This is a genomic window from Mesorhizobium sp. 2RAF45 (genome assembly GCF_052115225.1).
Taxonomy (GTDB): Bacteria; Pseudomonadota; Alphaproteobacteria; order Rhizobiales; family Rhizobiaceae; genus Mesorhizobium; species Mesorhizobium jarvisii.
This window is the reverse complement of the sequence record NZ_JBFRGG010000012.1, coordinates 78,386-102,655: the sequence shown is the minus strand read 5'-3', so window position 1 is coordinate 102,655 and position 24,270 is coordinate 78,386. Positions and strand designations below refer to the sequence as shown.

Here is a 24,270-nt window from a genome sequence, read left to right as displayed (position 1 = left end):
AGCCGCTATTTCTTTGGGGAAACCAGTTGCAACGTGAAGACGTTGCCACCAATGCCTTGCGCCAAAGCCGGTGACAAACTCAGAGGCGTGCAATTCTTGACGGCGGCGATGGCCGCGTCGATGAACGCCTTTCGCGCCTTGTCATCGCCGGCCACTTTGGCGGCGGTCGGCCGCGGCGGACCGATCAGCGAGCCGTCGCGCTTAAAGCTGAAACTCAAGGTTACGGTCGAATTTCCGGCATCCGCCGGCGGCGTCCAGCAGGCCTGGATCGCATCCCCGACATCATCCATCGTATTGAGCACTGCTGCCTCAGACGGGAGGAGCGTCCCGGCCAGCATTCCACCGGCGACCGTCAGCATTGCCACGCATTTCATCGCAAGCCCTCATCTCACTCCAGGCCGGCGTTCCAAGCCGGATCCGCTGAACGGAATGTTAGAGGCAACGTCGGCGATGACAATATCCCGACGCGAAAAGTTGATGCTCCGGCATTGCCTTGTCACCGTCGCGCGATGTCCCGGCATCGGGTCCGAAAAAGCAAAAAGGCCGGCACTGAGCCGACCTTTCCTTACACCGATATGCGCCAGTACATCCGTGGTCGCGCGGTGAATTCCCGCCAGTAGACAGGGCTTTGGTTAACGAATCCTTAAGCTGAAGCCTTCGCCTGCGACCGCACATAGGCGATATAGCCGCGCACGTCGCCGGCCGGCTCGGCATAGGCCTTGCCGAGCTTCTTCTCGATGGCCGCCATGTACTCCTGCGCCCATTTGGGCAGCGGATAGTCGATGACCGCCAGGAATTCGAGCGTCGCCGCCAGCCTTATGTCGGCGATCGACGGGTTCGCGCCGCCGATGAACGGCTTGCCGTCCCTGAAGAAGCTATGGAAGACCTCCAGCGGCTCGGCGATCGCCGCCATCGCGGCCTTCTGTGCTTCCGACTTCTTGTCGGGATGGGCATCGCTGTGGCCGACCTCGCCGGCATATTGCGGGAAACCCAGCGCCGGATAGGTGGCGCGCGCCACATAGGGGTAGAGCGTACCGATCAGATAGAACATGGCGCTGTCGATCATCGCCCGCTTGGCCGGCGCCTTGGGATAGAATTTCTCCAGCCCGTGCTTGTTGGCGAGATACTGCATGATGGCGCAGCTTTCCCAGAGCACGCCCCTGGGCAACCCCTTGTCCTCGATCATCGGCGTCAGATGCGCCGGATTGCGCGCCAGATATTCGGGCGAACGCGTGTGGCCCCAGGCGTCGGTCTCGGCGGCGTCGAACCCGGCCGCGCGAGCAAACACCCGCACTGTCATGTTGTTGACGCTCGGCTTCAGCATGCTGAGCTTCAACGCCGGCTTTTTCGCCGGCTTGGCCTTGGCGGTCTTGGGCGCCGGCTTTTGCGCCGCCGGTTTTGCTGCGGCTTTCGCGGCCACCTTCGGTGCGGCCTTTGCGGCTGCCTTCACTGCCGGCTTCGCGGCTGCTTTTGCCTTTGCCTTGGCAGCCGATTTCCCAGCACTCTTGGTCACTGTCTTTGCCATGTTTGTCCTCCCTTTGTTTTGTTGGCCGTCAGTATGGATTCTTCGGCGCCCGGTCGTCCGACAAGGTCGCACGGGAGCTCTCGACAAGCGCCTGGATCGCGTCCGCAAGATGCACCTCGGCGATGTTGTAGTCGCCGCGCCCGACACGCAGCCTGTGCGCCTGCATCAGCACATCGGCATGGGTGAAACCCGCCGGCGGCTCGAAGCGGTAGGAAGCGAGTTCGATCAGCAGGCCGAGTGGATCCTCGAAATAGATCGAATCCATGAAGCCGCGATCCTTGACGCCGCTGTGCTTGATGCCGCGCTCGTCGAGCCGGGCGACCGCCTGCAGGAAGGTGACCCGCGACACCGCGAACGCGATGTGGTGGACGCAGCCCGGGTCGGTCGGCGTGCGTCGCTTCTGCGGCACGCGGCTCTCATCGGTGAAGATGGTGATCAGCCGGCCGTCGCCCGGATCGAAATAGAGATGGCTCTCGCTGGCCTTGTCGAGGTTGGGCTGCTCGAAGATGAAAGGCATGCCGAGCACGCCTTCCCAGAAATCGATCGAGGTCTGGCGCCCGGCGCCGACCAGCGTGATGTGGTGGACGCCTTGCGCTTGCAGTTTCTGCATTGGCCTTCTCCCCGCGGCATCGATTGGTCGTCAGGATCTGCCTGGCACCCGGCGTTCTGCGCGCCGTTTGAACCGTGCCTCTAAGATCCATCACCTGATGCTAATGCAATCGGCCTCGCCGCGCCAGAAGCGGCAAGTCCCATCTTTGCAGGACGGTGAAACCGCTCCTGGTCGCAAAGCTGCGTCCTCGAATATTGTGCAGGCCATCTAATTCGTAGAAAGAATGGCCTTGAAATGTGGAAAGGGTTGTTTCCTTCATTTATTCGAGCGATGCGGCATCTCTTCGTGTGGACTACATTGAAGATGATCCTACGGATCAATGAGTAGTCCGAAGCTAGTCCCCTTTGCGGCTACTCCAAGGGCCCCGCTTGACTCCCGGTCGGCGGGGCTTTTCCGTGCAGTCGACACGACAACCTTACGGCGCATAGCCGATGGTCGACCGGCCCGGCATTGCGCCGATCAAAAATTGAAGACGTGCGAAGCGATCAGCCCGGCCAGCAGCACGCCCGCAAGGAGAGCGATGATCGAGGCGAGGAACCAGCGCAGCGTGACCTGATAGACCGGCTCGTCGTCGTCGCGCGGGAGCAGCGAACGCCACAGTGCGACGAGTTGGAGGACGATGGACAGCGCGAGCAGCAGCGTCGCCAGGATCGAGGCCGTCGTCCATCCGCCATCAGCTTCGAAATTCCAATACCGCAGGAAAAGAAGCGAAAACCCGAGCAACACGGTGATCGCGGAGATCACACCCTGTCGGTAGCCGACGGGCAAGGGAACTCTACGCGCCTCAATCGCCTGCAAACCCCGCTCGTTGGTCTCATCGGGGTCCTGACGCTTGGGTGTGTCGATCATGAAGGCAACATCTATTTTGACAGGCCCCTGGAAGTCGGCGCAGGTCTTGGTCGATCGATACGACTGGGCCTGCGGGCTGTCATCATCATCCCTGTACCTTCCTCGCGCAAGGTGAGCGATGCCATTGACAGTCAGCGTCCGGTCAGGCGCATGCTCGGCGGGAGCCGAGCCATAAAAGTTGCCAATGTAGCCAGAAGGAAGCTTGGTACGCCCAAGGGGAATCGAACCCCTGTTCCCGCCGTGAGAGGGCGGTGTCCTGACCGCTAGACGATGGGCGCGCTCAAGAACCGGCGATATAGGCTGACGGCTGGGAAAAAGCAACTGGGGTTGGCCAGCTTTACCACATCGAAGAAAAGCTGGCCGCAAGCCTAGCGTTTCGGTTCGATCAGGTCCCAGAGATTGCCGTGCAGATCGGCGAAAACCGCGACCGTGCCATAGGGTTCGAAACGCGGCGCCTCGCGGAATTCGACACCGTTGTCCAGCATCGCCGCATGGTCGCGCGCAAAGTCGTCGGTTTCGAGGAACAGGAAGACCCGGCCGCCTGTCTGGTTGCCGATACTTTTCCTTTGCGCCTCGTCGGACGCCTCCGCCAGCAGCAGCCTGGCGCCCTGCCCGTTGGCCGGCGCGACCGTGACCCAGCGCTTGCCGCCGCCGAGATCGACGTCCTCGAGGAGCAGGAAACCCAACCGCCCGACATACCAGGCGATCGCCTCGTCATAATTGGCGACGACCAGCGCCACGGTCGCGACACGACGATGTCCGGCGAAGCCTGTCATGACTGAGGCCTGTTCATTTCTGCGGCAAACTTGCTTGTTGCATTGCCGCCGGTCATTTGCTGCGAATTGCGAACTGCCCAATCAGGCGGCGCTCGGCGATATCATAGACGAAGATCGCACGGCCGCCGTCGGCAAGCTCGGCGTCGATGGAGATGCGATTGCCGGACAGCGACTGGCTGACCACTTTCGCCCCGACCGGCAGCACGATGTCGCCGCTGAGCAGCTCGTCGGCCGGCACCTGGATGTCACCGGCCAGCGGCGGGCTTGCCGGCGGTGCCTTGCGGGCTTTGTAGACAATCGCCGCGATCACCACCATAAGAGCCAGCAACAGCAGGCCGAGATTGATGGCCATGAAGCGGACGAGCTTGCCACGCATCTTTTCGACCTCGGGGTCGAGTGGCTTTTCCCCGCCTTTGGCAGCAAAAGAGTCTTCGTCGGCATCGGGCCGGGCCATGGCAAATATTCCGGAACGGTTTTCGATGAGCGCTCATAACGAAGAGGCCCCCGAATTGATAGAGGATCGATTCATCGCGGCCGAACCGACGGTGCTGGTGGTGGGCGCGGATGCGGCCGGCCAGCGCCTCGACCAATGGCTGGCGGCCAGCCTCGGCCCTGATATGTCGCGCAGCCGCGTGCAGATGCTGATCAGGCAAGGCGCTGTGAGCATCGACGGCAAGCCGGCCGACGAGACCAAGCGCAAGATGATCCCGGGCGAAAGCGTGTCGGTCGCCATGCCGGAACCGGAGCCGGCCGCGCCGCAGGGCGAGGCCATCGCGCTCGAGGTGCTCTATGAGGACGACGCGCTGATCGTCATCAACAAGCCGGCGGGGCTGGTCGTGCACCCCGGCGCCGGCAACTGGACCGGCACGCTGGTCAACGCTCTGATCCATCACTGCGGCGACAGCCTGTCTGGCATTGGCGGGGTGCGCCGGCCGGGCATCGTCCACCGCCTCGACAAGGAGACCAGCGGCGTCATGGTGGTGGCCAAGACCGACCGCGCCCACAAGGCGCTGTCGGAGGCCTTCGCCGATCACGGCCGGACCGGCGATCTCGAACGCGCCTATCTGGCGCTGGTCTGGGGCATACCGCAGCGGCCGACCGGAACGGTCGACGCGCCGCTTGGCCGCGCCGCCGACCGGGTGCGCCGCGCCGTGGTGCCGGAAGGCCGCGACGATGCCCGCCATGCCGTCACCCACTTTGCCGTTCAGGAGCGTTTCGGCGAAAAACAGCAGGAATTCGCCACCGCCAGCCTGGTCGAATGCCGGCTGGAAACCGGCCGGACCCACCAGATCCGTGTCCATATGGCCCATATCGGCCACCCGGTCATCGGCGACCCCGACTACGGCCAGGCCTTCCGCACCAAGGCCAACCGGCTGCCGGAACCCCTGAAAAGTCAGGTCAACGCATTTTCACGGCAAGCTTTGCATGCCTGGCTCCTTGCATTTCGCCATCCCGATACCCATCTACTGGTGAGGTTCGAGGCGCCGATCCCGGGGGACATGGAGGAACTCGTCAGCGGCTTTCGCAATCTCTAAACCCCGCCTTCAACAAGCTCGAAACCAGCCATCAAAAAACCTGACTGGCATTGTTCACTTCAGCGTGACACACTGTTTCGTGTTGAACAAATGCCTGTCTTTTCTGGTTTTGTTCCTATATAAGACCTTATGCCGCGAGCGAGCCTTTTGGTGTTCGCGTCACATGCCCGCCGCGTTTCGGGGGCATCACTCCAATAGAGAGGGGGCGCTATCATGGCCCAGTCACTACCTAGTATTGTTTCCGGCGAAGGCGGCCTCAGCCGCTACCTGGAAGAAATCCGCCGCTTTCCCATGCTTCAGCCGCAGGAAGAGTACATGCTCGCCAAGCGTTATGCCGAGCATGAAGACACGTCCGCCGCGCACAAGCTCGTCACCAGCCATTTGCGGCTCGTCGCCAAGATCGCCATGGGCTATCGCGGCTACGGCCTGCCGATCGGCGAGGTGATCTCGGAAGGCAATGTCGGCCTGATGCAGGCCGTCAAGAAATTCGAACCCGAGCGCGGTTTCCGCCTCGCGACCTACGCCATGTGGTGGATCAAGGCCTCGATCCAGGAGTATATCCTGCGCTCGTGGAGCCTGGTCAAGATGGGCACGACCGCCAACCAGAAGCGTCTGTTCTTCAACCTGCGCAAGGTGAAGGGCAAGATCCAGGCGCTGGATGACGGTGACCTCAAGCCCGACCAGATCGCCGAGATCGCCACGCGGCTGAACGTTTCCGAAGCCGAGGTGGTGTCGATGAACCGCCGCCTGTCCGGTGATGCTTCGCTCAACGCGCCGATCCGGGCGACGGAAGGTGAGTCCGGCGAATGGCAGGACTGGCTGGTCGACGACCACGAAAGCCAGGAAGAGATGCTGATCGAGCAGGACGAGCTGGAAAACCGGCGCGGCATGCTGTCGGGCGCTCTTGCCGTGCTCAACGAGCGCGAGCGGCGCATATTCGAGGCCCGTCGCCTCGCCGAGGAGCCGCTGACGCTGGAAGAGCTGTCGGCCGAGTTCGACATCAGCCGCGAGCGCGTGCGCCAGATCGAGGTGCGCGCCTTCGAGAAGGTGCAGGATGCCGTCAAGGCCGCCGCCAAGCGCCAGACCCAGGCACTGCGCACCATCGAGGCTCAGCCGGCGGCTTAAGCCCAGCTTCGGCGACAAAACATCAAGGCGGCGTCAGGAAACTGACGCCGTTTTTTGTGACGCCAGCGATTTGGCGAAACCGGCGCAGCCGACATTTCTCCCCGTCACTATACAGGGAGAAATGTCCGGCGGGACAATGAGGGGCAGCGCCGGGATTGCGGGTTTACAGCCACAGAGCCAGCGGCGCGATCATAACGGACGTTGGCGCCGCCCCTCATCCGGCTGCCGCCACCTTCTCCCCGTATAATGACGGGGAGAAGGGACTACCCGCGCGGCGCGTCACTTTCACAGCGCATCCAGCGGAAACTTCAGATACCGTCGGCCATTGGCTTCCGGCTCCGGCAGCCGGCCGCCATTCATGTTGACCTGCAGCGCGTGCAGGATCAGCCGCGGCATCGGCAATGTTCTGTCGCGAGCCTCGCGCAGCGCCACGAATTCGGCCTCGCTGTGCGCGGCGACAAGATGGATGTTCTTGGCCTTCTGCAGGCCAACCGTGCTCTCCCACAAGGGCTCGCGGCCACCGGCCTGATAGTCATGGCCGACGAAGACGCGCGTCTCATCGGGCAGCGCCAGTATGTCCTGGATCGAGCGCCACAGCCGCGCGGCACTGCCGCCGGGGAAATCAGCTCGCGCCGTGCCGCTGTCGGGCATGAACAGCGTGTCGTGCACGAAGGCGGCGTCGCCAGCCACATAGGTGATCGAGGCCAGCGTATGTCCCGGCGAGAACAGCACATGGACCGGTAGGCTGCCGATCCGAAACGTCTCGCCTTCCCTGAACAGCCTGTCCCACTGCGAACCGTCGGCGGGAAAATCCGGCCAGTTGTAGATCGCCTTCCACAGGTTCTGGACGTCGACGATCCTGTTACCGATCGCCGTCCGCGCCCCGGTCTTGCGTTTCAGATAGTGCGCGGCCGAGAAATGATCGGCATGCGGATGGGTGTCGAGGATCCACTCGGGCTTCAGCCCGTTCTCCCCGACGAAATCGAGCAGGGCATCCGCGCTCTTCGTACCCGTCGCGCCGGATTTCTCGTCGAAGTCGAGGATCGGATCGATGATGGCGCATCGCCTTGTCGCCGGATCGGTGACGACATACTGAATGGCACCGGTCGGCTTGTCGTAAAAGCCCCTGACCTCAGGTTTTGCCAAAGCCAAGTCCAAACCGAACTCCCCAACCCAGCCAGCAGGAACGTTTTTCTCCGCCAGGCTCCAACAGGAGTATGGTTGTCCACCCTTGCGGGCCAGTCAAGCATGACTTGGCCCGCAAGGGCGGAAAAGGCAAAAACCGTTCCGGCGTCCGCTTCAGGCGGACGGCTGTTTGGTCTTCCTGAGATAAGGCAGGATGGTCTCAAAGGCGCCGAAACGCTTGATCGCATCTTCGTTGGAAACGGCAGCGGTGATGATGACGTCCTCACCCTGCTTCCAGTTTGCCGGCGTCGCCACCTGATGCTTGGCGGTGAGCTGCATGGAATCGACCGCGCGCAGGATCTCGTCGAAGTTGCGGCCCGTGGTCATCGGATAGGTCAGCACCAGCTTGATCTTCTTGTCCGGCCCGATGACATAGACCGAGCGCACGGTGGCGTTGTCGGCCGGCGTGCGGCCTTCGGAGGTCTCACCGGCGCCGGCGGGCAGCATGTCGTAGAGCTTGGCGACCTTGAGGTCCTTGTCGCCGATCAGCGGATAGTGCACCGTCTGGCCGGTCGCCGTCTTGATGTCGGCCTGCCATTTGTCGTGGCTCGCAACCGGATCGACGGAGATGCCGATGATCTTGACGTTGCGTTTCTTGAACTCGCCTTCCAGCCCGGCCATCGTGCCGAGCTCGGTGGTGCAGACCGGTGTGAAATTCTTCGGGTGGCTGAAGAGGATTGCCCAACCGTCACCGATCCAGTCGTGAAAGCTGATCGTCCCCTGCGTGGTCTCGGCCGTGAAATCCGGCGCGATGTCGTTGATACGAAGGCTCATGGTTCCTACCCCTGTGAATGCCGCTCGTTGGCGGGCGGCCACCCTTTTACCACTCCATCGGCGACCTTCAAAACGGTGCGGTCGCCGGCAGTGATGCAGGCCGCGAAAAATTTTCGCCATTTCTTGGGGAATATGGAAATTTCGCTGTCGGCGTCGCGAAAGTCTAGGATTTCACGGCCAGCGACGTGGCGAGGTCTTCCATCCGCTGCGCCAGCGCGCCAAGCGCGTTGGTCAGCACGCTGTCGCTCTTGTCGGCCTTGGTCAGCGCCTCGTCGCGCGTCTTGCGTAAGGTCAGCACTTCGCTTTCCATGCCCTTGACGCGCTTCTGCAGTTCCGAGAGTTCGTCCATCACCATGATGCCGGCCATGACGGTCAGCCGCTGGTCGCCGATCTCACCGAAAGAATCCTTCAGATGCGAGACATAACGGTCGAAGCGTTCGGCGAGGTCGATCAGATGCTCTTCCTGGCCTTCGTCGCAGGCCATCCGATACTGTTTGCCGTCGATTGAAACCGTGACCTGTGCCATGGGCCAGCTCCTATCTGTCCAACACGGCGCGGATGGTTTCCATGGCGGTCACCAGCCGTCGCGATACTTCCTTGTTGGCGTCCTCCAGCCGTTCGGCGCGCGCTTCGGAATTGTCGAGTTCCTGCGCCAGCCTGGAGCGGTCGGCATTCATCCGCTGCACCTCGGCCTCGGCTTCCGAGTAATCGCGTTCATGCTCCAGCTTGGCCGCGACGGCGTTTTCCAGCCCCTCGATGGCCTTGCCCAGCCTGGCGATGACTTCCTTGAGTGTGGTTTCCCCGGTCATGGCCTTCGTCCTGTGCCCTGCCCATCACCGAATCGTTCGCGTTCAGAACGCGTTATCCCTGAAACATTAGGCACCGGGTGAAGGCAACGTCAACAAAGCTCTCGCGACTGTCCCCTGCTAACGCTAATGTAGGGCCACAGTCAGCATCACAAGACCGGCAAATCTGCGCCCGATTTGTTGACTAAAAGCCCGCGCCTGCTATGTGTCGCGCACCTTTTCAAGGGCGCTCCCAAGCCCCCAAACCCCCACCTTTGGAGGAACCATGACGTCGCGTGAACAACATGACCGGATGGCCAATGCGATCCGCTTTCTCTCCATGGATGCCGTCGAGAAGGCCAATTCCGGCCATCCCGGCCTGCCCATGGGCTGCGCCGACATTGCCACGGTGCTGTTCACCCGCTTCCTGAAGTACGATCCCAAGGCCCCGCACTGGCCCGACCGCGACCGCTTCATCCTGTCGGCGGGCCATGGCTCGATGTTGCTCTATTCGCTGCTGCATCTGACCGGTTACGAGGACATGACCCTCGACCAGATCAAGCACTTCCGCCAACTCGGCTCCAAGACCGCCGGCCATCCCGAATACGGCCACGCCACCGGCATCGAGACGACGACCGGCCCGCTCGGCCAGGGCCTCGCCAATTCGGTCGGCTTCGCGCTCGGCGAGCGCATCATGAACGCTGCCTTCGGCAACGACCTGGTCAGCCATTACACCTATGTGCTGGCCGGCGACGGCTGCCTGATGGAAGGCGTTTCCCAGGAAGCCATCGCGTTGGCGGGGCATCTCAAGCTCAACAAGCTGATCGTCTTCTGGGACAACAATAACATCTCGATCGACGGCCCGGTTTCGCTCGCCGACAACACCGACCAGGTCGCTCGCTTCCAGGCCTCCGGCTGGAACGCCAGCCATATCGACGGCACCGATCCGGAAGCCATCGCCTATGCCATCGAGGCGGCCCGCCATTCCGACAAGCCGACGATGATCGCCTGCAAGACGACCATCGGCTTCGGCGCCCCGACCAAGGCCGGCACCAACAAGGCGCACGGCTCGCCGCTCGGTGCCGACGAGATCGCCGGCGCGCGCAAGTTCTTCAACTGGGAATCGCCGCCCTTCGAGATTCCGGCCGACATCCTCGATGCCTGGCGCGCCGCCGGCAAGGCCGGTGCCAAGCCGCGCGCCGACTGGGAAGGCCGTCTCGCCAAGGCAGAGCCGAAGCTGAAGGCCGAGTTCGAGCGCCGCCTCGCCGGCAAGCTGCCGTCCAATTTCGACGCCGTCATCGCCGACTACAAGAAGAAGCTCTCGGCCGACAAGCCGAAGGTCGCCACCCGCAAATCGTCGGAAATGGCGCTTGAGGTCATCAACGGCGCCGTGCCGGAGACCATCGGCGGCTCCGCCGACCTGACCGGCTCCAACAACACCAAGACCAGCCAGACCAAAAACATCACGCCGGACGATTACGGCCAGCGCTATGTCCACTACGGCATCCGCGAGCACGGCATGGCGGCGGCCATCAACGGCCTGACGCTGCATGGCGGCCTCATCGCCTATGGCGGTACCTTCATGTGCTTCTCCGACTATGCCCGCCCGTCGATGCGGCTGTCCTCGCTGATGGGCATCCGCTCGATCTTCGTCATGACCCATGATTCCATTGGTCTGGGCGAAGACGGCCCGACCCACCAGCCGGTCGAGCACCTGGCGGCCCTGCGCGCCATTCCCAACCACAATGTCTTCCGCCCCGCCGACGCGGTGGAGACCGCGGAATGCTGGCAGATCGCGCTCGAATCCGAAAAGACGCCGTCGACGCTGGCGCTGACCCGACAGAACCTGCCGACCGTGCGCACCGAGCATTCGGCCAACAACCTCAGCAGCCAGGGCGCTTACGAACTGGCCGCGGCCAGCGGCGAGGCGGCGGTGACGATCTTCGCCACCGGCTCCGAGGTCGAGATCGCGCTCGGCGCCCGCGACCTGCTCGAGAAGCACGGCCACCCGACCCGCGTCGTGTCGGTGCCTTGCTTCGAACTGTTCGACAAGCAGAGCGACGACTATCGCAAGAAGACGATCGGCAACGCGCCGATCAAGATGGCGATCGAAGCCGGCATCCGCCAGGGCTGGGATCATCTCATCGGCTCGGACGGCATCTTCGTCGGCATGACCGGCTTCGGCGCCTCGGGCACGATCGAACAGCTTTACCCGCATTTCGGCATCACCGCCGAGGCGGCGGCCAAGGCGGCGGAAGCCCGCCTGCACGCCAAGTAAGGCCGTGCACGTCGCCCAAAACCGTGTCGCGGTTTTGGGGTAACGGCATGCACAAAACAAAAATGCCCCGGCGAAGCCGCGCAAAGCGATTTCGCCGGACTGGCCCAACCTAATCGATTTAAATCTGCGTCGCTTTGGCTGGATTCTTTGGCCGTCCGCCGCTATGAAGCTGCGGACCCATCGTCAGCCTTCCAGCTCCCAGGGAGAGAGAAATGACCGTCAGAGTTGCCATCAACGGATTCGGCCGCATCGGCCGCAACATCCTGCGCGCCATCCATGAATCCGGCCGCAAGGACATCGACGTCGTCGCCGTCAACGATCTCGGCCCGGTCGAGACCAATGCGCACCTGCTGCGCTACGACAGCGTGCACGGCCGTTTCCCGCATGAAGTGTCGGTGTCCGGCGATCAGATCACCGTCGGAAAGGAAAAGTTCAAGGTCACCGCCATCAAGGATCCGACGCAGCTGCCGTGGAAGGAGCTCGGCGTCGACATCGCGCTCGAATGCACCGGCATCTTCACCGCCCGCGACAAGGCCGCCGCGCACCTGACCGCCGGCGCCAAGCGCGTTCTGGTCTCCGCACCTGCCGATGGCGCCGACCTGACCGTGGTCTACGGCATCAACCACGACAAGCTGAGCAAGGACCATATCGTCATCTCGAACGCGTCCTGCACCACCAACTGCCTGGCGCCGCTGGCCGCCGTGCTGCACGAGACGGTCGGCATCGAAAAAGGCATGATGACGACCATCCATTCCTACACCGGCGACCAGCCGACGCTGGACACCATGCACAAGGATCTCTACCGCGCCCGTGCAGCGGCCCTGTCGCAGATTCCGACCTCGACCGGTGCGGCCAAGGCGATCGGCCTCGTGCTCCCCGACCTCAAGGGCAAGCTCGACGGCATCTCGATCCGCGTGCCGACCCCGAACGTTTCGGTCGTCGACTTCAAGTTCATCGCCAAGCGCGCCACCACGGTGCAGGAAATCAACGAAGCGGTCATCGCCGCCTCCAACGGCAAGCTGAAGGGCATTCTCGGCGTCACCCATCACCCGAATGTCTCGATCGACTTCAACCATGATCCGCGTTCCTCGATCATGGCGCTCGACCAGACGAAGGTGATGGACGGCAACTTCGTTTCGGTGCTGTCCTGGTACGACAATGAGTGGGGCTTCTCCAACCGCATGGGCGACACCGCCGTCGCCTTCGGCAAGACCATCGCCTGATCGCGGACCCGTCTTCTCGACACCTGAAACGCCCGGCTTCGTCCGGGCGTTTTTCATTTGCCTGAGCAGCAACGCCGAACCACCGGAAAATCAACGGCTCGCCCCAAAAAACCACCCCCGCGCCTTGCACTGGCCATGCCTTCGCCCCACTCTCCCGTAAAGCGAGAAGACAAAGGAATTTGAGGGGCAAATCACGGATGGAGCATGCGATCTATCTCGTCACGCTGGTCGGCACGGCGCTCGTTGTCGCCGCCGCGTTTTCGAGCCTGATCGCCTTCCGCTTCGGTGCCCCCCTCCTGCTGCTCTTTCTTTGCATCGGGCTCGCCACCGGAACCGACGGCCTCGGCATCGAATTCGACAATGCCCGCATCGCCTATTTTGCCGGCTCACTGGCGCTGGCGGTCATCCTGTTCGATTCCGGCTTCGGCACGCCGCTCAACGCCTTGCGGCAGGCGGCCGGCCCGGCGCTGTCGCTGGCGACCTTCGGCGTGCTTCTCACCACGGGCCTGTTCGGCGCCGCGGCCTACTATCTGCTTGACCTTACCTGGCTGGAATCCTTCCTGCTCGGCGCCGCCGTCGCTTCGACCGACGCCGCGGCGGTGTTCTTCCTGCTGCGCGCCGGCGAGATCAATCTGCGTGAGCGCGTGCGCTCGACGCTCGAAGTGGAATCCGGCACCAACGACCCGATCGCCATCTTCCTGACCATCACCCTGGTCGAGGTCATCGCCGCCCATGCCAACCCCGAAACCAATGTCCTGGTCACCAGCCTGATCCTCGGCTTCCTCGTCAATATGGGCCTTGGCGCCGTCGTCGGCGCACTCGGCGGCCTTGCCATCGTGCGTCTCGTCGACCGGCTCAATCTCGACCACGGCCTGCTGCCGATCTTCGTGCTGACGCTGTCGCTGATGGTCTTCGCCGCCGCCGGCGCCATCGGCGGCTCCGGTTTCTTGGCGGTCTATATCGCCGGCCTCATTGCCGGCAATTCCGACATCCGCGCCGTCACCATCCTGAAGCGTTTCCAGGACGGCATGTCATGGCTGGCGCAGATCATCATGTTCCTGATCCTCGGCCTGTTCGCCACCCCTTCGCAATTTCCGGCGATCATGGTGCCGGCGATAGCGCTTGGCCTTTTCCTGATGTTTATCGCCCGCCCGATCGCTGTCTGGCTCTGCCTGATCCCGTTCCGCCTGCCGCGCCCCGAAGTCGCCTTCGTCTCCTGGGTCGGCCTGCGCGGCGCCGTCTCGATCCTGCTCGCCATCACCCCATTGCTTGGCGGGCTGGAAAACGGCCGTACCATCTTCAACGCCGCCTTCATCATCGTGCTGGTGTCGCTTGTCATCCAGGGCTGGACGGTCGGCCCGCTGGCGCGTCGCCTTGGCCTCATCGTGCCGGCCCGCCTTGGCCCACTCGACAAGGTCGAACTCGAACTCCCCGGCTCCGCCCACCACGAGCTCCTTGCCTATCGCGTGGCGCATGGCAGCCCGGTGGCGCGCGGCGAGCGCATTCCGCGCTGGGCGCGGCCCTCCCTGGTGCTGCGCGACGGCCGCTCCATGCGTTTCCAGGACATGGGCCGCCTCGCCGCCGGCGACCAGGTCTACATTTTCGTGCCGGACCGCTATCCGCGCCTGCTCGACAAGCTATTCGCCAGCCGCGCGGTGGTCGACCCGGAAGATGCCGATTTCTTCGGCGCCTTCGCCGTCGACCCGGCACGCTCCGGCGCCGAACTGGAAGCCGCCTACGCACCGGGCCTGACCGAGGCGGAGCAGAAGCTCACCGTCGGCGCTCTGGTCACGGCGCGGCTCGGCGGCCATGCCGAATATGCCGATCGCGTGCTGATCGGCTCGATCGAGCTGATCGTCAGGGATGTCGACGACAAGGGCAGGATCACGGGTCTCGGTCTTTCCTTCGAGCCGACCGCGCCGGTGGCGCGGGTGCCGGTGTTCCTGAGTGCCGGCGAGATGGGCGACCGCCTCGGCGCCTTCATCCGCAATTGGCGCAAGCCGACCGAGACGCAGGAAGCGGCGGCACAGGCCGAAGACGCCCCCAAGCCGCCGGTTGAAAAAGCCACGACCGGGAGCTGAGAAGGGCGATCGCTGGCCCTGCCCCGTCATACCGGGCGATCTTCACGGACTATGTTCCCGCCCGCCTCAAAATTTCGCGCCGCATCGCGGCCAAAGCCTTGCATCGGCACCGATGCGGGGTATGGTCCCCGCGATTTTCCCGAGGAAAGGAACCCGCATGGCCGCCTTCAAGACCCTGGACGATATCGGCAACATCAGCGGCAAGCGCGTGCTGGTGCGCGTCGACCTCAACGTTCCCGTCGCCGACGGCAAGGTCACCGACGCCACCCGCATCGAACGCATCGCGCCGACCATCGCCGAACTGTCGGGCAAGGGCGCCAAGGTCATCCTGCTTGCCCATTTCGGCCGGCCTAAGGATGGGCCATCGCCGGAATTCTCGCTGGAGCCGATCGCCAGGGCAACCGCCGAGGTGCTCGGCCGCCCCGTCGGCTTTGCCTCGGATTGCGTCGGCGACACAGCGGGAAGTGCCGTCGCGGCCATGAACAAGGGCGACGTGCTGCTCTTCGAAAACACCCGCTTCTACAAGGCCGAGGAAAAGAACGACCCGGCCTTCAGCGAGCGGCTCGCGGCCAATGGCGACATTTTCGTCAACGACGCCTTTTCCGCGGCGCACCGCGCCCACTCTTCCACAGAAGGGCTGGCGCGTCTGTTGCCTTCCTTTGCTGGCCGCACCATGCAGGCCGAGCTCGAAGCGCTGGAGAAGGGTCTGGGCAACCCGGTCCGCCCGGTCGTCGCCATCGTCGGCGGCGCCAAGGTCTCGACCAAGATCGACCTTTTGATGAACCTGGTGAAGAAGGTCGACGCGCTGGTCATCGGCGGCGGCATGGCCAACACCTTCCTTGCCGCGCGCGGCACCAATGTCGGCAAGTCGCTGTGCGAGCATGACCTTGCCGCCACTGCCAAGCAGATCATGATCGAGGCTGCCGAAGCCGGCTGCGCCATCATCCTGCCGGTCGACGGTGTCGTCGCCAAGGAATTCAAGGCGGGCGCCGCCTGCGAGACCGTCGCCATCTCCGAAGTCCCGGCCGATGGCATGATCCTCGATGTCGGCGAGAAGACCGTGAAGACGATCGGCGAATGGATCGACCGCGCCGCGACGCTGGTCTGGAACGGCCCGCTCGGTGCCTTCGAGATCGAGCCGTTCGATCACGCCACGGTGGCGGCGGCAAAACACGCGGCCGCGCGCACCAAGGCCGGCAAGCTGGTCTCCGTCGCCGGCGGCGGCGATACGGTGGCGGCCCTCAACCACGCTGGCGTCGCCGACGACTTCACCTATGTCTCGACCGCCGGCGGCGCCTTCCTGGAGTGGATGGAAGGCAAGCCGCTGCCCGGCGTCGACGTGCTGAAGCGGTAAGCAGTTCCGGGAAAACTGTGAACGGTTTTCCCGGGAAAAGCGCGTAGCGCTTTCCCTTGGGAATTGCGTCAAGACTGAAGCGCATTTTGCAGCCAGGCGGAAACGCCTGGCGCCACAGAAATGCGGCTGGAACAAGCAAGGCAATCAACACAAAGAGGCGCCCGGGACTTTCAATCGATTCGAGCTTTCCGATGCCATTCCTTTGGCGGTAGACTTCCGCTAAGCGCGGAACGAACCCCTTTCAGGAGAAGCATAATGAGCGAACGTCTCGAAGACATAGCCGCCGCGATCGTGGCCAACGGCAAGGGCCTGCTGGCCGCCGACGAAAGTTCCGGCACCATCAAGAAGCGCTTCGATGTCATCGGCGTCGAATCGACAGCCGACAGTCGCCGCGACTATCGCGAGATGATGTTCCGCGCCAAGGACGCGATGACCAAATACATTTCCGGCGTCATCCTCTATGACGAAACCATCCGCCAGAAGGCCGCCGATGGCACGCCTCTGGTCGACATCATCAAGGCATCAGGCGCCATCCCCGGCATCAAGGTCGATGCTGGCGCCAAACCGCTGGCCGGCTTTCCCGGCGACACCGTCACCGAGGGCCTCGACGGCCTGCGCGAGCGCCTTGCCGACTACTACAAGCTCGGCGCCCGCTTCGCCAAATGGCGCGCGGTGATCGACATCGATACCGGCAAGGGCGTGCCTTCGACCAATTCGATCAGCGCGAATACCCATGCGCTCGCCCGCTATGCCGCCCTTTGCCAGGAAGCCGGCATCGTGCCGATCGTCGAGCCGGAAGTGCTGATGGACGGCGCCCACGACATCGGCACCTGCTACGAGGTCTCGAAGGCGACGCTGATCAAACTCTATGATGAACTCCATGCGGCGCGCGTCGTGCTGGAAGGCACGATCCTCAAGCCCAACATGGTGCTGTCGGGCAAGAAGTCGGGCACGGTGGACAGTCCCGAAAAAGTCGCCGAGATGACCATAAAACTGTTCCGCGAGACGGTGCCGGCGGCGGTCCCGGGCATCGCCTTCCTCTCCGGCGGCCAGGAGGACGAGGAGGCAACCGCCAACCTCAACGCCATCAATGCCATCGGGCCGCATCCGTGGAAGCTGACCTTCTCCTATGGCCGCGCGCTGCAGGCTGCCCCGCAGAAGGCATGGAGCGGCAAGGCGTCGAACGTCGCCGCCGGCCAGGCCGCCTTCACCCATCGCGCCCACATGAACTATCTGGCCGCACTCGGAAAATGGAAGGCGAGCCTCGAACAGGCCGCCTGAGCACACCGCTTCCGTCACCGTTCAAACCCGGGCCAACGCGCCCGGGTTTTCGTTGTCTGCGATTTGGGGGAAGACCTCCTCATCCTTATTTCCTCTGGGCGTTGCCGGCGATGTCGGTTTGCGCTCGTCCCGAACGTCCTTGGGATGAGAGACAGGGAGAGGTTCATGCATCGCAACAAGGTCGTTTCACGCGAGGACTGGTTCCAGGCGCACAAGGGGCATCTGGCGCGTGAAAAGGAACTGACGCGGTTGCGGGAACGTGTTGCGGCCGAGCGGCGGGAACTGCCCTGGCTGAAACTAAGGAAGGACTACGTCTTTGAGACGGAGCAAGGGCCGAAGAAACTGGCCGAGCTTTTCGCCAACCGCAGCCAGTTGATCGTCTACCACTTCGTGTTCGCGCCAGGTTCCACCCATCACTGCGAAAGCTGTGCCTTCGTCGCCGACCATATCGATGGCGCCAACCGGCATCTCAGGCATCATGACGTGTCGCTTGTCACCATATCGCGGGCGCCGCTGGCCGAGCTGCTGCCTTACAAGCAGCGCATGGGCTGGACATTCGACTGGGTGTCTTCCTATGCGTCCGACTTCAACTTCGATATGCAGGTGTCCTTCACCGACAAACAGATCGCATCCGGCGAAGCGGTCTACAATTTCGAAACACCGGTGCTGACGTCGAAGGACTTGCCCGGCACCACTGTCTTCTACAAGGGCGAAACCGGTGACATCTTCCTGACCTTCATGTCGCGCGCCCGCGGCAGCGAGCAGTTCATCGGCGCCTATCAGTATCTCGACATCGCTCCGAAAGGTCGTGACGAGACCGGTCCTTACGGGACCTTCATGGACTGGGTGCGGCTGCACGATGAATATGGGAACAGGTCCCAACAGGACGACATATACCCCTAGGGCACCGGCCGGCCATGCAAGGATCCGTTCACCTCGGCCCAAACATGCGCTAAGCCTGCCGCAGATCATTCCACGGTTCCACCATGCGCTTCCCGGCCTCTCTCACCTGGCTCGCCTTCCCCGTCTATGTCTGGCAAGGGCTCGGCGTGCGCCGCCGCACCACGCGCATGCTGCCGGCACAGGGACCGGTCATGCACGAACTCGCTGGCAAGGCGCCTGATATCTCGCTTCTGGTGCTGGGCGACTCCTCGGCTGCCTCGGTCGGCATCGGCAATTCGGAGGACGGGCTTGCCGCGCAGCTCGCCATGCTGATTGCGCAGCGCACCGGCCGCGCCGTGCGCTGGCGCGCCGCCGGCTTCAATTCGGCGACATCGGGCCAGATCCGCGACCATGTCCTGCCCAACCTGTCGGCCGACCCATGGACGCATATCGTGCTGGCCATCGGCACCAACGACACCAAGAATTTTCATTCGGTGCCGCGCTTCAAGAAGGAGTTCGGCGGCTTGCTCTATGGCCTGCGCGCCAAATGGCCGGAGGCACGCGTCGTGTGGTCGCCGGTGCTGGAGTTCACGCGGGCGCCGGCCATGCCGCCGCTGCTCGGCAAGATCCTCGAAATCCGCGCCACCGCGATGAACCGGATGGGTGAACGGCTTTGCCTGGAGCGCGGCGCGGTGCCGGCCCCGCGCCTGCCGATCACCAATCCCGAACAGGGTTTCGCCTCGGACGGCTTCCACGCCTCGGAGGCGGGCTACCGCGCCTGGGCCGAGCATCTCGTCGGCCTGGTGCTCGCCAGCTGAACACCGACGGCCGATGCGGCCTGCAGACCTATGTCAAATGCCCGAGCACGGCCGCCAGCGAGATTGCGGCCATGGCCAGCAGCGCCAGCTTCCAGAAATCGCCGCGGCGCTTGAGCCCTGGCCAGCCGATCGGTTTGATCAGCTGGATCACCATGAAGCCGATGATGACAAGGGCGAGGAGTTTCGTCATGCCGCTTTTGATCAGCAACGTTGCCGGCTGTCAAAGCGCCTTGTTCGATCTCTGGGAAAGAACAGGGGCCGCGTCCCGAACCGGAAACGCGGCGCCCACCTTTCAGGCGGCGATCTACTTCACCGGCTTAAGGCCGGCTTCGATCGAGGCGCGCTTCGGTTCGAGGAACGGCGGCAGGGCCAGGCTTTCGCCCAGCGTTTCCAGCGGCTCGTCGGCGGTGAAACCCGGCCCGTCTGTGGCGATCTCGAACAGGATGCCGTTGGGCTCACGGAAATAGAGTGAGCGGAAGTAATAGCGCTCGACCTCGCCGCTAGACGGCAGGCGGAATTCGGCCAGACGGGCGGTCCATTGATGCAGCGTCTCCTGGTCCGGCGCCCTGAAGGCGACATGGTGAACCGCACCGGCGCCTTGCCTTGCGGGAGCCTGCCCGGGCTGCACGGCGACATGAAGCTCCGCCGCCGGCCCGCCAGCGCCCATTTCGAAGACATGGACCTGGCCTTCGCCATCCGGCGAAGCATAGTCGCGGCCCTTGCGCATGTTCATCACCCTGGTCAGCACCGCCTCGGTGTTTGTGATGTCGGGGACGCTGATGACGATCGGCCCGAGCCCGCGGATCTGATAATCGGCCGGCACCGGGCTTTGCGCCCAGGGATGGCTGCCACCCTTGCCGCCATCGCTGACGAGCCGCAGGCGCTGGCCTTCGGGATCCTCGAAATCGAACGACGGATAGCCGCCGATGTCGGCAATCTCTCCTGTCACGATGCCTTCGCCGGCCAGGTGCTGCTTCCACCAGGCCAGGCTCTCCGGGCTGCCGACCCTTAGGCTGGTCCGCGCGATGCTGTGGGTACCGCGCCGTTCGCGGCCAACCGGCCAGTCGAAGAAGGTCAGGTCGGTGCCTGGCGTCGCTTCGCCGTCGGCATAGAAAAGGTGATAGGCCGACGTGTCGTCCTGGTTCACCGTCTTCTTGACCAGCCGCAAGCCCAGCACCTTCGTATAGAAATGAAGATTGCCAGGAGCGTTGGCGGTGATGGCGGTCAGATGGTGGATTCCTGTCAGTTGCAGGCTCATGGTCGTCTCCCTGGTTTTGGGGAAGAATTTTCTCCCTTCATATCAGAACTCCGGTCACCTCGCTGAAGGTCGCCTATCCCGACAGTCCGTCGTCTCCAACTGAACAATGATGCTCCGTAGGCAGCCTCGCGGTGAACAATCCTCCATTCGCAACTGGGCCGAAGATCACGGGCTGAGGACAATTTCCACCAGCCGGAACGATCGCCGCGCGCCCTGCCACCCTCCTGACAGACTGCTGTCAGGAGGGGTGTGCGATACTGCCTCCAGTTAGAGAGAGGAGAATAGCCATGAACGGTTTCACCATCCTGCGCGGCATGCAGCACTATGTCGGCAAGGTTCGCACCATCCGCAACGAAATTCGCACGCAGCGTTTCATGAACGCGCTGCCCGCGGACATTCGCAAGGATATCGGCTGGCCCGATATGTATGCGGAACGTCGCTCCCGCGGCAATTGAGGCGAATTTTTCGACATCGATATTGGACATGGCGCGCGCCAATGCCCAGATATCAATGCATGTCGCCCAAAAGTGGCCTCCGGTTTTGGGGGTGCGACATGCATGAAAACAAAGACGCGGCGCGTTGGGGGACGGAGCGAGCTTATGCCTGATCAGAAGACAATCGGCTTCGTCTTCATCGAAGGTTTTGCCGACTGGGAATACGGCTTGCTGGCAGCCTCGGCGGTTGAGTGGTTCGGTGCTCGTGCCGTGTCATTGACCCCTGGAGGCAAGCCGGTGACCGGGATCAGCGGCTTTCGGCTGACGCCCGACCGTTCGGCCGGCGTCGACGAGAATGCCGATCTCGACGCAGTCGCCGTCATCGGTTCCGACCAATGGGCGGGCAAGACGCCGCCGGATGTCGCTCAACTGCTCAATGCCGTTGCAACGCGCGGCGGCGTCGTCGGCGGCATCTGCGCCGGTACGCTGGCACTGGCCCGGGCTGGCATGTTCGAACAAGCCAAACATACCAGCAATCGCCGCGACTGGATCAACGGACACGAAGCCGGTTATGCCGGCGACAGCAACTATCAGGACGTGCCGCATGCGGTCGCCGATGGCAAGATCGTGTCCGCGCCGGGTTCGGCGCCTGGCACCTTTGCCCTTGCCTTTCTGAAGACGCTCTATCCCGAACGAGGCGGCGATCTCGCGCAGATGCGGACGTTGTTTGCCAGGGAATATGCTGAAGCCTCCTGACAGTATGCTGTCAGGAGAGACGTGCGATGGTGGGATAATGCGCATGGCCGGCCGAGAGAAAGATCGATGAAGAGCTGGAACGACAGGCTGAACACGCCTGGCATCCACGGCGTGAAACCGACGCCACGCACGGTGGGTGACGTGGTCGAAGGCCAGCCGATGTTGGTGCCTACCGCGCGCCAGGTCGATACTTTCATCCGTTCGATTCCGAAAGGCGTCGAGATGGATGTCCGCGCGTTGCGCACGGCCCTTGCCATCGAACACGGCGCCGAAGTGACATGTCCGGTGACTATTGGCTATCATCTGCGCACGGTTGCCGAGGCCGCCAAGGAAGACCTTGAGCGCGGCATGACGATGAGCGACATCGCGCCCTTCTGGCGCGTACTCGATGCGAAGACGCCGACAACGAAGAAACTGTCCTTTGGCGCGGAATTCGTCGCCGCGCAGCGCAAGCGCGAAGGACTGAAACCGTAATGAATGCCGTCTGGAAGCGGCTCCGGTCCAGGAGACGCTCCAGCAACAACACTGGGGAAGCAAACGATGCGCCGCGCCGACAGGCTTTTTCAGATCGTGCAGCATCTGCGGGGTGGCCGTCTGGTCACCGCCCAGAAGCTCGGCACGTGGCTCGAGGTTTCCGAGCGAACGATCTATCGCGACATTGCCGACCTGCAGTCGACGGGAGTGCCGATCGACGGCGAGGCCGGCGTCGGCTACATGATGAGGGAGGGTTTCGATCTTCCGCCGCTGATGTTCACGCGTGACGAGATCGTGGCGCTGGTTGCCGGTGCGCGCATGGTGCGCGCCTTTGGCGGCGCCGCCATGGCACGGGCCGCCGACGAGGCGCTGGTCAAGATCGGCGCGGTGCTGCCCGATGCCGAGAAGGACCGCATCGCCCGTACCGAGATCCACACGCCAATGTGGGTGGTCAGCGACGCCGCCCGCGAGGCGATCGATCTGATCGAGCGTGCTGTCGAAAAGCGCCAGGTGCTGACCATCGACTATTGCGACGAGGCCGGGCGCGGCACCGCGCGCGACATCAGGCCGCTCGGCCTGTGGTTCTGGGGCAAGGTGTGGACGTTGGTCGCCTGGTGCGAGATGCGCGACGACTTCCGCGCCTTCCGCATCGACCGCATCGCCTCGGTGGTGATCGCCGGCCGCATCTTCAAGCCGGAGCGCGGCAAGCAGCTTGCCGACTTCTACCGGGCCGTGGAGCGCAGCGAGGATTACGGTATGACGCCGGACCGCGTGGCGCGAAACTGAGATTGCATATGGAATAAAAAAGCCCGCTCGAAGCGGGCTTTTTTTTGGACTGTCGCAGACCTTACTCGTCGTCAGCGTCTTCGTTCTTCGACTTCAGCGCCGAGAGCTTGGCGAACACGGCGCTGGCGTCGAGTTCGGCATCCTCGTCCTTCGGCTTTTCGGGGGCCGGAACCAGCCGCTCGGTCAGGGCCGCCGGCAGCAGCGTGTCGCCGACCGGCTGCGCCTGTTCGCGGCCGCGCGAGGCGCGGTTGACTTCCATGTCGAGGTCGATCTGCGAGGCGAGACCCAGCGTCACAGGATCCATCGGCTGCAGATTGGCCGAATTCCAGTGCTTGCGTTCGCGGATCTGCTCGATCGTCGACTTGGTGGTGCCGACGAGACGCGAAATCTGCGCGTCCTTGAGTTCGGGATGATTGCGCACCAGCCACAGGATGGCGTTCGGCCGGTCCTGGCGCTTCGACAGCGGCGTGTAGCGCGGGCCTTTGCGCTTGGATTCCGGCACCCGCACCTTAGGGTCGGAAAGCTTCAGGCGCTGGTTCGGGTCCTTCTCGGCGCGCGCGATCTCGTCGCGAGTCAGCTGGCCGGTCATGATCGGGTCCATGCCCTTGATGCCTTGCGCCGATTCGCCGTCGGCGATCGCCTTGACCTCGAGCGGATGCAGCCCACAGAACTGCGCGATCTGCTCGAAGGAGAGCGCGGTGTTGTCGACCAGCCAGACGGCGGTCGCCTTGGGCATCAACAGCGTATTGGCCATTAGAAAAATCCTTCTCGTTCGCCCGCGTTCCCGCGCGGGCGGTGGTTTAGAGCCACCAAAATGGGAAATTCGCGGCCTGTATAACCGTTCCCTTGCCGTTTCGCAATGTTTTTGGAAGCGCGGCCGCTCCGATGGGTTCGGGAGCAGGCAAGCACGTTCGGATGGCTGGGCCGCCAGCGACATTAGCCAAGGGGACCCGCACTTTTGGGCAGGCCGCGCAAGTGCCGCGCGCGCTCCTGGAATCGCCAGGCAATTGCACTGGTCCCAAAAAGACAAAACCCGCTGGACAAGGTCCAGCGGGCTCGGAACCGGAAACGGGGAACGTCTGCGACGGCTCTACTTCTCAACATGAGCCCGGCCCTGCGGCCGGGTCATGCTTGATATCAGATCGCCTGGCGGGCGATCCGTTCGATGTCGGCGCGGTTGATGCCGAGATCGCTGAGCTGACGGGCGTTGAGACGGTTCAGTTCGCGCACGGTCTCGTTGTACATGCGCCAGTTACGGTAAGCGCGGATCGGGTTCATGGTAGTCCTCCTGATGGGGTGTTCGTTTCGATGCTGCACAGATAGTGATCATCGATGAGGACTTGAACGGCCGATTTTGCATAGCAATGATGCAAATGCTGCATTGCACCATTAAGCCTCTGTTCATCTTGTAGGCAGGGGCGAAGGGCGCTGTCCCAGGACGTGTCGAGATTCCGGTCAGGCCGAGTCGAAAATGGTTGGTA

At 63.3% G+C, this 24,270-nt stretch carries 27 protein-coding genes and 1 tRNA gene; 13 read left to right on the top strand and 15 right to left on the bottom strand.

Annotated features, from left to right (window positions below):
* Positions 1-5: 5 nt before the first annotated feature.
* From AB4Z43_RS25735 to AB4Z43_RS25705, 7 genes are all read right to left on the bottom strand, one after another.
* Entirely contained in the window at positions 6-374 is a 369-nt protein-coding gene (locus tag AB4Z43_RS25735) for a hypothetical protein (RefSeq protein WP_051726875.1), read from the bottom strand.
* 269 nt (positions 375-643) lie between these two features.
* Positions 644-1,525 (bottom strand): glutathione S-transferase family protein, encoded by an 882-nt coding sequence (locus AB4Z43_RS25730; RefSeq protein ID WP_038650121.1) that lies wholly within the window; start codon positions 1,523-1,525, stop codon positions 644-646.
* 28 nt (positions 1,526-1,553) lie between these two features.
* Positions 1,554-2,135: a VOC family protein gene (locus tag AB4Z43_RS25725; protein ID WP_019861615.1), complete on the bottom strand. Its 582-nt coding sequence runs from the start codon at positions 2,133-2,135 to the stop codon at positions 1,554-1,556.
* A 459-nt stretch (positions 2,136-2,594) separates the two neighbouring features.
* Positions 2,595-2,984, bottom strand: coding sequence for a hypothetical protein (locus AB4Z43_RS25720; RefSeq protein WP_196774170.1), 390 nt, complete (start codon positions 2,982-2,984; stop codon positions 2,595-2,597).
* A gap of 203 nt (positions 2,985-3,187) precedes the next feature.
* Positions 3,188-3,262, bottom strand: a tRNA-Glu gene (locus AB4Z43_RS25715).
* 90 nt (positions 3,263-3,352) lie between these two features.
* Positions 3,353-3,760, bottom strand: a complete 408-nt coding sequence (locus AB4Z43_RS25710) for a VOC family protein (protein WP_019861616.1) — start codon at positions 3,758-3,760, stop codon at positions 3,353-3,355.
* Positions 3,761-3,812: 52 nt separating this feature from the next.
* A complete protein-coding gene (locus AB4Z43_RS25705; RefSeq protein WP_441939434.1) occupies positions 3,813-4,214 on the bottom strand; it encodes a fimbrial protein in 402 nt (133 codons plus the stop codon).
* Between the two features lie 25 nt (positions 4,215-4,239).
* Between AB4Z43_RS25705 and AB4Z43_RS25700 the strand changes: the two genes are divergently transcribed.
* Positions 4,240-5,295: an RluA family pseudouridine synthase gene (locus AB4Z43_RS25700; protein WP_441939432.1), complete on the top strand. Its 1,056-nt coding sequence runs from the start codon at positions 4,240-4,242 to the stop codon at positions 5,293-5,295.
* A gap of 213 nt (positions 5,296-5,508) precedes the next feature.
* Complete coding sequence (gene rpoH / locus AB4Z43_RS25695) at positions 5,509-6,420, top strand: RNA polymerase sigma factor RpoH (RefSeq protein WP_019861619.1); 912 nt, start codon at positions 5,509-5,511, stop codon at positions 6,418-6,420.
* Positions 6,421-6,705: 285 nt separating this feature from the next.
* Here the strand turns inward: rpoH and AB4Z43_RS25690 are convergent, their stop codons facing one another.
* The 4 genes from AB4Z43_RS25690 to AB4Z43_RS25675 form a co-directional block, all read right to left on the bottom strand.
* Positions 6,706-7,578, bottom strand: a complete 873-nt coding sequence (locus AB4Z43_RS25690) for an MBL fold metallo-hydrolase (protein WP_081295891.1) — start codon at positions 7,576-7,578, stop codon at positions 6,706-6,708.
* 141 nt (positions 7,579-7,719) lie between these two features.
* The gene (locus AB4Z43_RS25685) at positions 7,720-8,379 is read right to left on the bottom strand and encodes a peroxiredoxin (protein WP_019861622.1); all 660 of its coding nucleotides are present in this window, start codon (positions 8,377-8,379) and stop codon (positions 7,720-7,722) included.
* Between the two features lie 163 nt (positions 8,380-8,542).
* A complete protein-coding gene (locus tag AB4Z43_RS25680) occupies positions 8,543-8,905 on the bottom strand; it encodes a cell division protein ZapA (RefSeq protein ID WP_010911917.1) in 363 nt (120 codons plus the stop codon).
* A 10-nt stretch (positions 8,906-8,915) separates the two neighbouring features.
* Complete coding sequence (locus tag AB4Z43_RS25675; protein WP_006200774.1) at positions 8,916-9,188, bottom strand: DUF4164 domain-containing protein; 273 nt, start codon at positions 9,186-9,188, stop codon at positions 8,916-8,918.
* Positions 9,189-9,450: 262 nt separating this feature from the next.
* Between AB4Z43_RS25675 and tkt the strand changes: the two genes are divergently transcribed.
* The 7 genes from tkt to AB4Z43_RS25640 all read left to right on the top strand — a co-directional run bounded on the left by tkt (position 9,451) and on the right by AB4Z43_RS25640 (position 19,081).
* The gene (gene tkt, locus AB4Z43_RS25670; RefSeq protein ID WP_038650124.1) at positions 9,451-11,442 is read left to right on the top strand and encodes a transketolase; all 1,992 of its coding nucleotides are present in this window, start codon (positions 9,451-9,453) and stop codon (positions 11,440-11,442) included.
* 212 nt (positions 11,443-11,654) lie between these two features.
* The gene (gene gap / locus AB4Z43_RS25665) at positions 11,655-12,665 is read left to right on the top strand and encodes a type I glyceraldehyde-3-phosphate dehydrogenase (protein ID WP_038650127.1); all 1,011 of its coding nucleotides are present in this window, start codon (positions 11,655-11,657) and stop codon (positions 12,663-12,665) included.
* A gap of 197 nt (positions 12,666-12,862) precedes the next feature.
* On the top strand, positions 12,863-14,746 hold the full coding sequence (locus AB4Z43_RS25660) for a potassium/proton antiporter (RefSeq protein WP_064981122.1): 1,884 nt from the start codon (positions 12,863-12,865) through the stop codon (positions 14,744-14,746).
* Between the two features lie 157 nt (positions 14,747-14,903).
* Positions 14,904-16,100, top strand: a complete 1,197-nt coding sequence (locus AB4Z43_RS25655; protein WP_038650132.1) for a phosphoglycerate kinase — start codon at positions 14,904-14,906, stop codon at positions 16,098-16,100.
* 255 nt (positions 16,101-16,355) lie between these two features.
* Positions 16,356-17,381, top strand: coding sequence for a class I fructose-bisphosphate aldolase (locus tag AB4Z43_RS25650; RefSeq protein WP_027047477.1), 1,026 nt, complete (start codon positions 16,356-16,358; stop codon positions 17,379-17,381).
* A gap of 165 nt (positions 17,382-17,546) precedes the next feature.
* Complete coding sequence (locus AB4Z43_RS25645; RefSeq protein WP_019861630.1) at positions 17,547-18,284, top strand: DUF899 domain-containing protein; 738 nt, start codon at positions 17,547-17,549, stop codon at positions 18,282-18,284.
* A gap of 83 nt (positions 18,285-18,367) precedes the next feature.
* Positions 18,368-19,081, top strand: coding sequence for an SGNH/GDSL hydrolase family protein (locus AB4Z43_RS25640; protein ID WP_019861631.1), 714 nt, complete (start codon positions 18,368-18,370; stop codon positions 19,079-19,081).
* A gap of 28 nt (positions 19,082-19,109) precedes the next feature.
* On the opposite strand, the gene AB4Z43_RS25635 is transcribed toward AB4Z43_RS25640, so the two are convergent.
* Together AB4Z43_RS25635 and AB4Z43_RS25630 are read right to left on the bottom strand one after the other, a co-directional pair.
* Positions 19,110-19,271 (bottom strand): hypothetical protein, encoded by a 162-nt coding sequence (locus AB4Z43_RS25635; RefSeq protein WP_080643995.1) that lies wholly within the window; start codon positions 19,269-19,271, stop codon positions 19,110-19,112.
* A 114-nt stretch (positions 19,272-19,385) separates the two neighbouring features.
* Positions 19,386-20,339: a ring-cleaving dioxygenase gene (locus AB4Z43_RS25630; protein WP_441939427.1), complete on the bottom strand. Its 954-nt coding sequence runs from the start codon at positions 20,337-20,339 to the stop codon at positions 19,386-19,388.
* Between the two features lie 287 nt (positions 20,340-20,626).
* On the opposite strand from AB4Z43_RS25630, the gene AB4Z43_RS25625 reads away from it, so the two are divergent.
* The 4 genes from AB4Z43_RS25625 to AB4Z43_RS25610 all read left to right on the top strand — a co-directional run bounded on the left by AB4Z43_RS25625 (position 20,627) and on the right by AB4Z43_RS25610 (position 22,789).
* On the top strand, positions 20,627-20,794 hold the full coding sequence (locus AB4Z43_RS25625; protein ID WP_441939425.1) for a hypothetical protein: 168 nt from the start codon (positions 20,627-20,629) through the stop codon (positions 20,792-20,794).
* A 144-nt stretch (positions 20,795-20,938) separates the two neighbouring features.
* Complete coding sequence (locus tag AB4Z43_RS25620) at positions 20,939-21,529, top strand: DJ-1/PfpI family protein (protein WP_069090318.1); 591 nt, start codon at positions 20,939-20,941, stop codon at positions 21,527-21,529.
* A gap of 66 nt (positions 21,530-21,595) precedes the next feature.
* Positions 21,596-22,003, top strand: a complete 408-nt coding sequence (locus tag AB4Z43_RS25615) for a hypothetical protein (protein WP_019861636.1) — start codon at positions 21,596-21,598, stop codon at positions 22,001-22,003.
* A 66-nt stretch (positions 22,004-22,069) separates the two neighbouring features.
* On the top strand, positions 22,070-22,789 hold the full coding sequence (locus AB4Z43_RS25610; protein ID WP_441939422.1) for a helix-turn-helix transcriptional regulator: 720 nt from the start codon (positions 22,070-22,072) through the stop codon (positions 22,787-22,789).
* 61 nt (positions 22,790-22,850) lie between these two features.
* Here the strand turns inward: AB4Z43_RS25610 and AB4Z43_RS25605 are convergent, their stop codons facing one another.
* Positions 22,851-23,543 (bottom strand): DUF1013 domain-containing protein, encoded by a 693-nt coding sequence (locus tag AB4Z43_RS25605; RefSeq protein WP_019861638.1) that lies wholly within the window; start codon positions 23,541-23,543, stop codon positions 22,851-22,853.
* Positions 23,544-23,926: 383 nt separating this feature from the next.
* Positions 23,927-24,067: a DUF1127 domain-containing protein gene (locus AB4Z43_RS25600; protein WP_064981134.1), complete on the bottom strand. Its 141-nt coding sequence runs from the start codon at positions 24,065-24,067 to the stop codon at positions 23,927-23,929.
* Between the last annotated feature and the right edge of the window lie 203 nt (positions 24,068-24,270).

Excerpts from the sequence above, each read along its gene's own strand:
- tkt (WP_038650124.1), top strand. The coding sequence starts at position 9,451 with ATGACGTCGCGTGAACAACATGACCGGATGGCCAATGCGATCCGCTTT.
- AB4Z43_RS25720 (WP_196774170.1), bottom strand. The coding sequence starts at position 2,984 with ATGATCGACACACCCAAGCGTCAGGACCCCGATGAGACCAACGAGCGG.
- AB4Z43_RS25710 (WP_019861616.1), bottom strand. The coding sequence starts at position 3,760 with ATGACAGGCTTCGCCGGACATCGTCGTGTCGCGACCGTGGCGCTGGTC.
- AB4Z43_RS25630 (WP_441939427.1), bottom strand. The coding sequence starts at position 20,339 with ATGAGCCTGCAACTGACAGGAATCCACCATCTGACCGCCATCACCGCC.
- AB4Z43_RS25705 (WP_441939434.1), bottom strand. The coding sequence starts at position 4,214 with ATGGCCCGGCCCGATGCCGACGAAGACTCTTTTGCTGCCAAAGGCGGG.
- AB4Z43_RS25730 (WP_038650121.1), bottom strand. The coding sequence starts at position 1,525 with ATGGCAAAGACAGTGACCAAGAGTGCTGGGAAATCGGCTGCCAAGGCA.
- AB4Z43_RS25660 (WP_064981122.1), top strand. The coding sequence starts at position 12,863 with ATGGAGCATGCGATCTATCTCGTCACGCTGGTCGGCACGGCGCTCGTT.
- AB4Z43_RS25700 (WP_441939432.1), top strand. The coding sequence starts at position 4,240 with ATGAGCGCTCATAACGAAGAGGCCCCCGAATTGATAGAGGATCGATTC.
- AB4Z43_RS25650 (WP_027047477.1), top strand. The coding sequence starts at position 16,356 with ATGAGCGAACGTCTCGAAGACATAGCCGCCGCGATCGTGGCCAACGGC.
- AB4Z43_RS25640 (WP_019861631.1), top strand. The coding sequence starts at position 18,368 with ATGCGCTTCCCGGCCTCTCTCACCTGGCTCGCCTTCCCCGTCTATGTC.
- AB4Z43_RS25675 (WP_006200774.1), bottom strand. The coding sequence starts at position 9,188 with ATGACCGGGGAAACCACACTCAAGGAAGTCATCGCCAGGCTGGGCAAG.
- AB4Z43_RS25615 (WP_019861636.1), top strand. The coding sequence starts at position 21,596 with ATGAAGAGCTGGAACGACAGGCTGAACACGCCTGGCATCCACGGCGTG.
- AB4Z43_RS25635 (WP_080643995.1), bottom strand. The coding sequence starts at position 19,271 with ATGACGAAACTCCTCGCCCTTGTCATCATCGGCTTCATGGTGATCCAG.
- gap (WP_038650127.1), top strand. The coding sequence starts at position 11,655 with ATGACCGTCAGAGTTGCCATCAACGGATTCGGCCGCATCGGCCGCAAC.
- AB4Z43_RS25620 (WP_069090318.1), top strand. The coding sequence starts at position 20,939 with ATGCCTGATCAGAAGACAATCGGCTTCGTCTTCATCGAAGGTTTTGCC.
- AB4Z43_RS25680 (WP_010911917.1), bottom strand. The coding sequence starts at position 8,905 with ATGGCACAGGTCACGGTTTCAATCGACGGCAAACAGTATCGGATGGCC.
- AB4Z43_RS25645 (WP_019861630.1), top strand. The coding sequence starts at position 17,547 with ATGCATCGCAACAAGGTCGTTTCACGCGAGGACTGGTTCCAGGCGCAC.
- rpoH (WP_019861619.1), top strand. The coding sequence starts at position 5,509 with ATGGCCCAGTCACTACCTAGTATTGTTTCCGGCGAAGGCGGCCTCAGC.
- AB4Z43_RS25725 (WP_019861615.1), bottom strand. The coding sequence starts at position 2,135 with ATGCAGAAACTGCAAGCGCAAGGCGTCCACCACATCACGCTGGTCGGC.
- AB4Z43_RS25685 (WP_019861622.1), bottom strand. The coding sequence starts at position 8,379 with ATGAGCCTTCGTATCAACGACATCGCGCCGGATTTCACGGCCGAGACC.
- AB4Z43_RS25625 (WP_441939425.1), top strand. The coding sequence starts at position 20,627 with ATGAACGGTTTCACCATCCTGCGCGGCATGCAGCACTATGTCGGCAAG.
- AB4Z43_RS25610 (WP_441939422.1), top strand. The coding sequence starts at position 22,070 with ATGCGCCGCGCCGACAGGCTTTTTCAGATCGTGCAGCATCTGCGGGGT.
- AB4Z43_RS25735 (WP_051726875.1), bottom strand. The coding sequence starts at position 374 with ATGAAATGCGTGGCAATGCTGACGGTCGCCGGTGGAATGCTGGCCGGG.
- AB4Z43_RS25605 (WP_019861638.1), bottom strand. The coding sequence starts at position 23,543 with ATGGCCAATACGCTGTTGATGCCCAAGGCGACCGCCGTCTGGCTGGTC.
- AB4Z43_RS25655 (WP_038650132.1), top strand. The coding sequence starts at position 14,904 with ATGGCCGCCTTCAAGACCCTGGACGATATCGGCAACATCAGCGGCAAG.
- AB4Z43_RS25600 (WP_064981134.1), bottom strand. The coding sequence starts at position 24,067 with ATGAACCCGATCCGCGCTTACCGTAACTGGCGCATGTACAACGAGACC.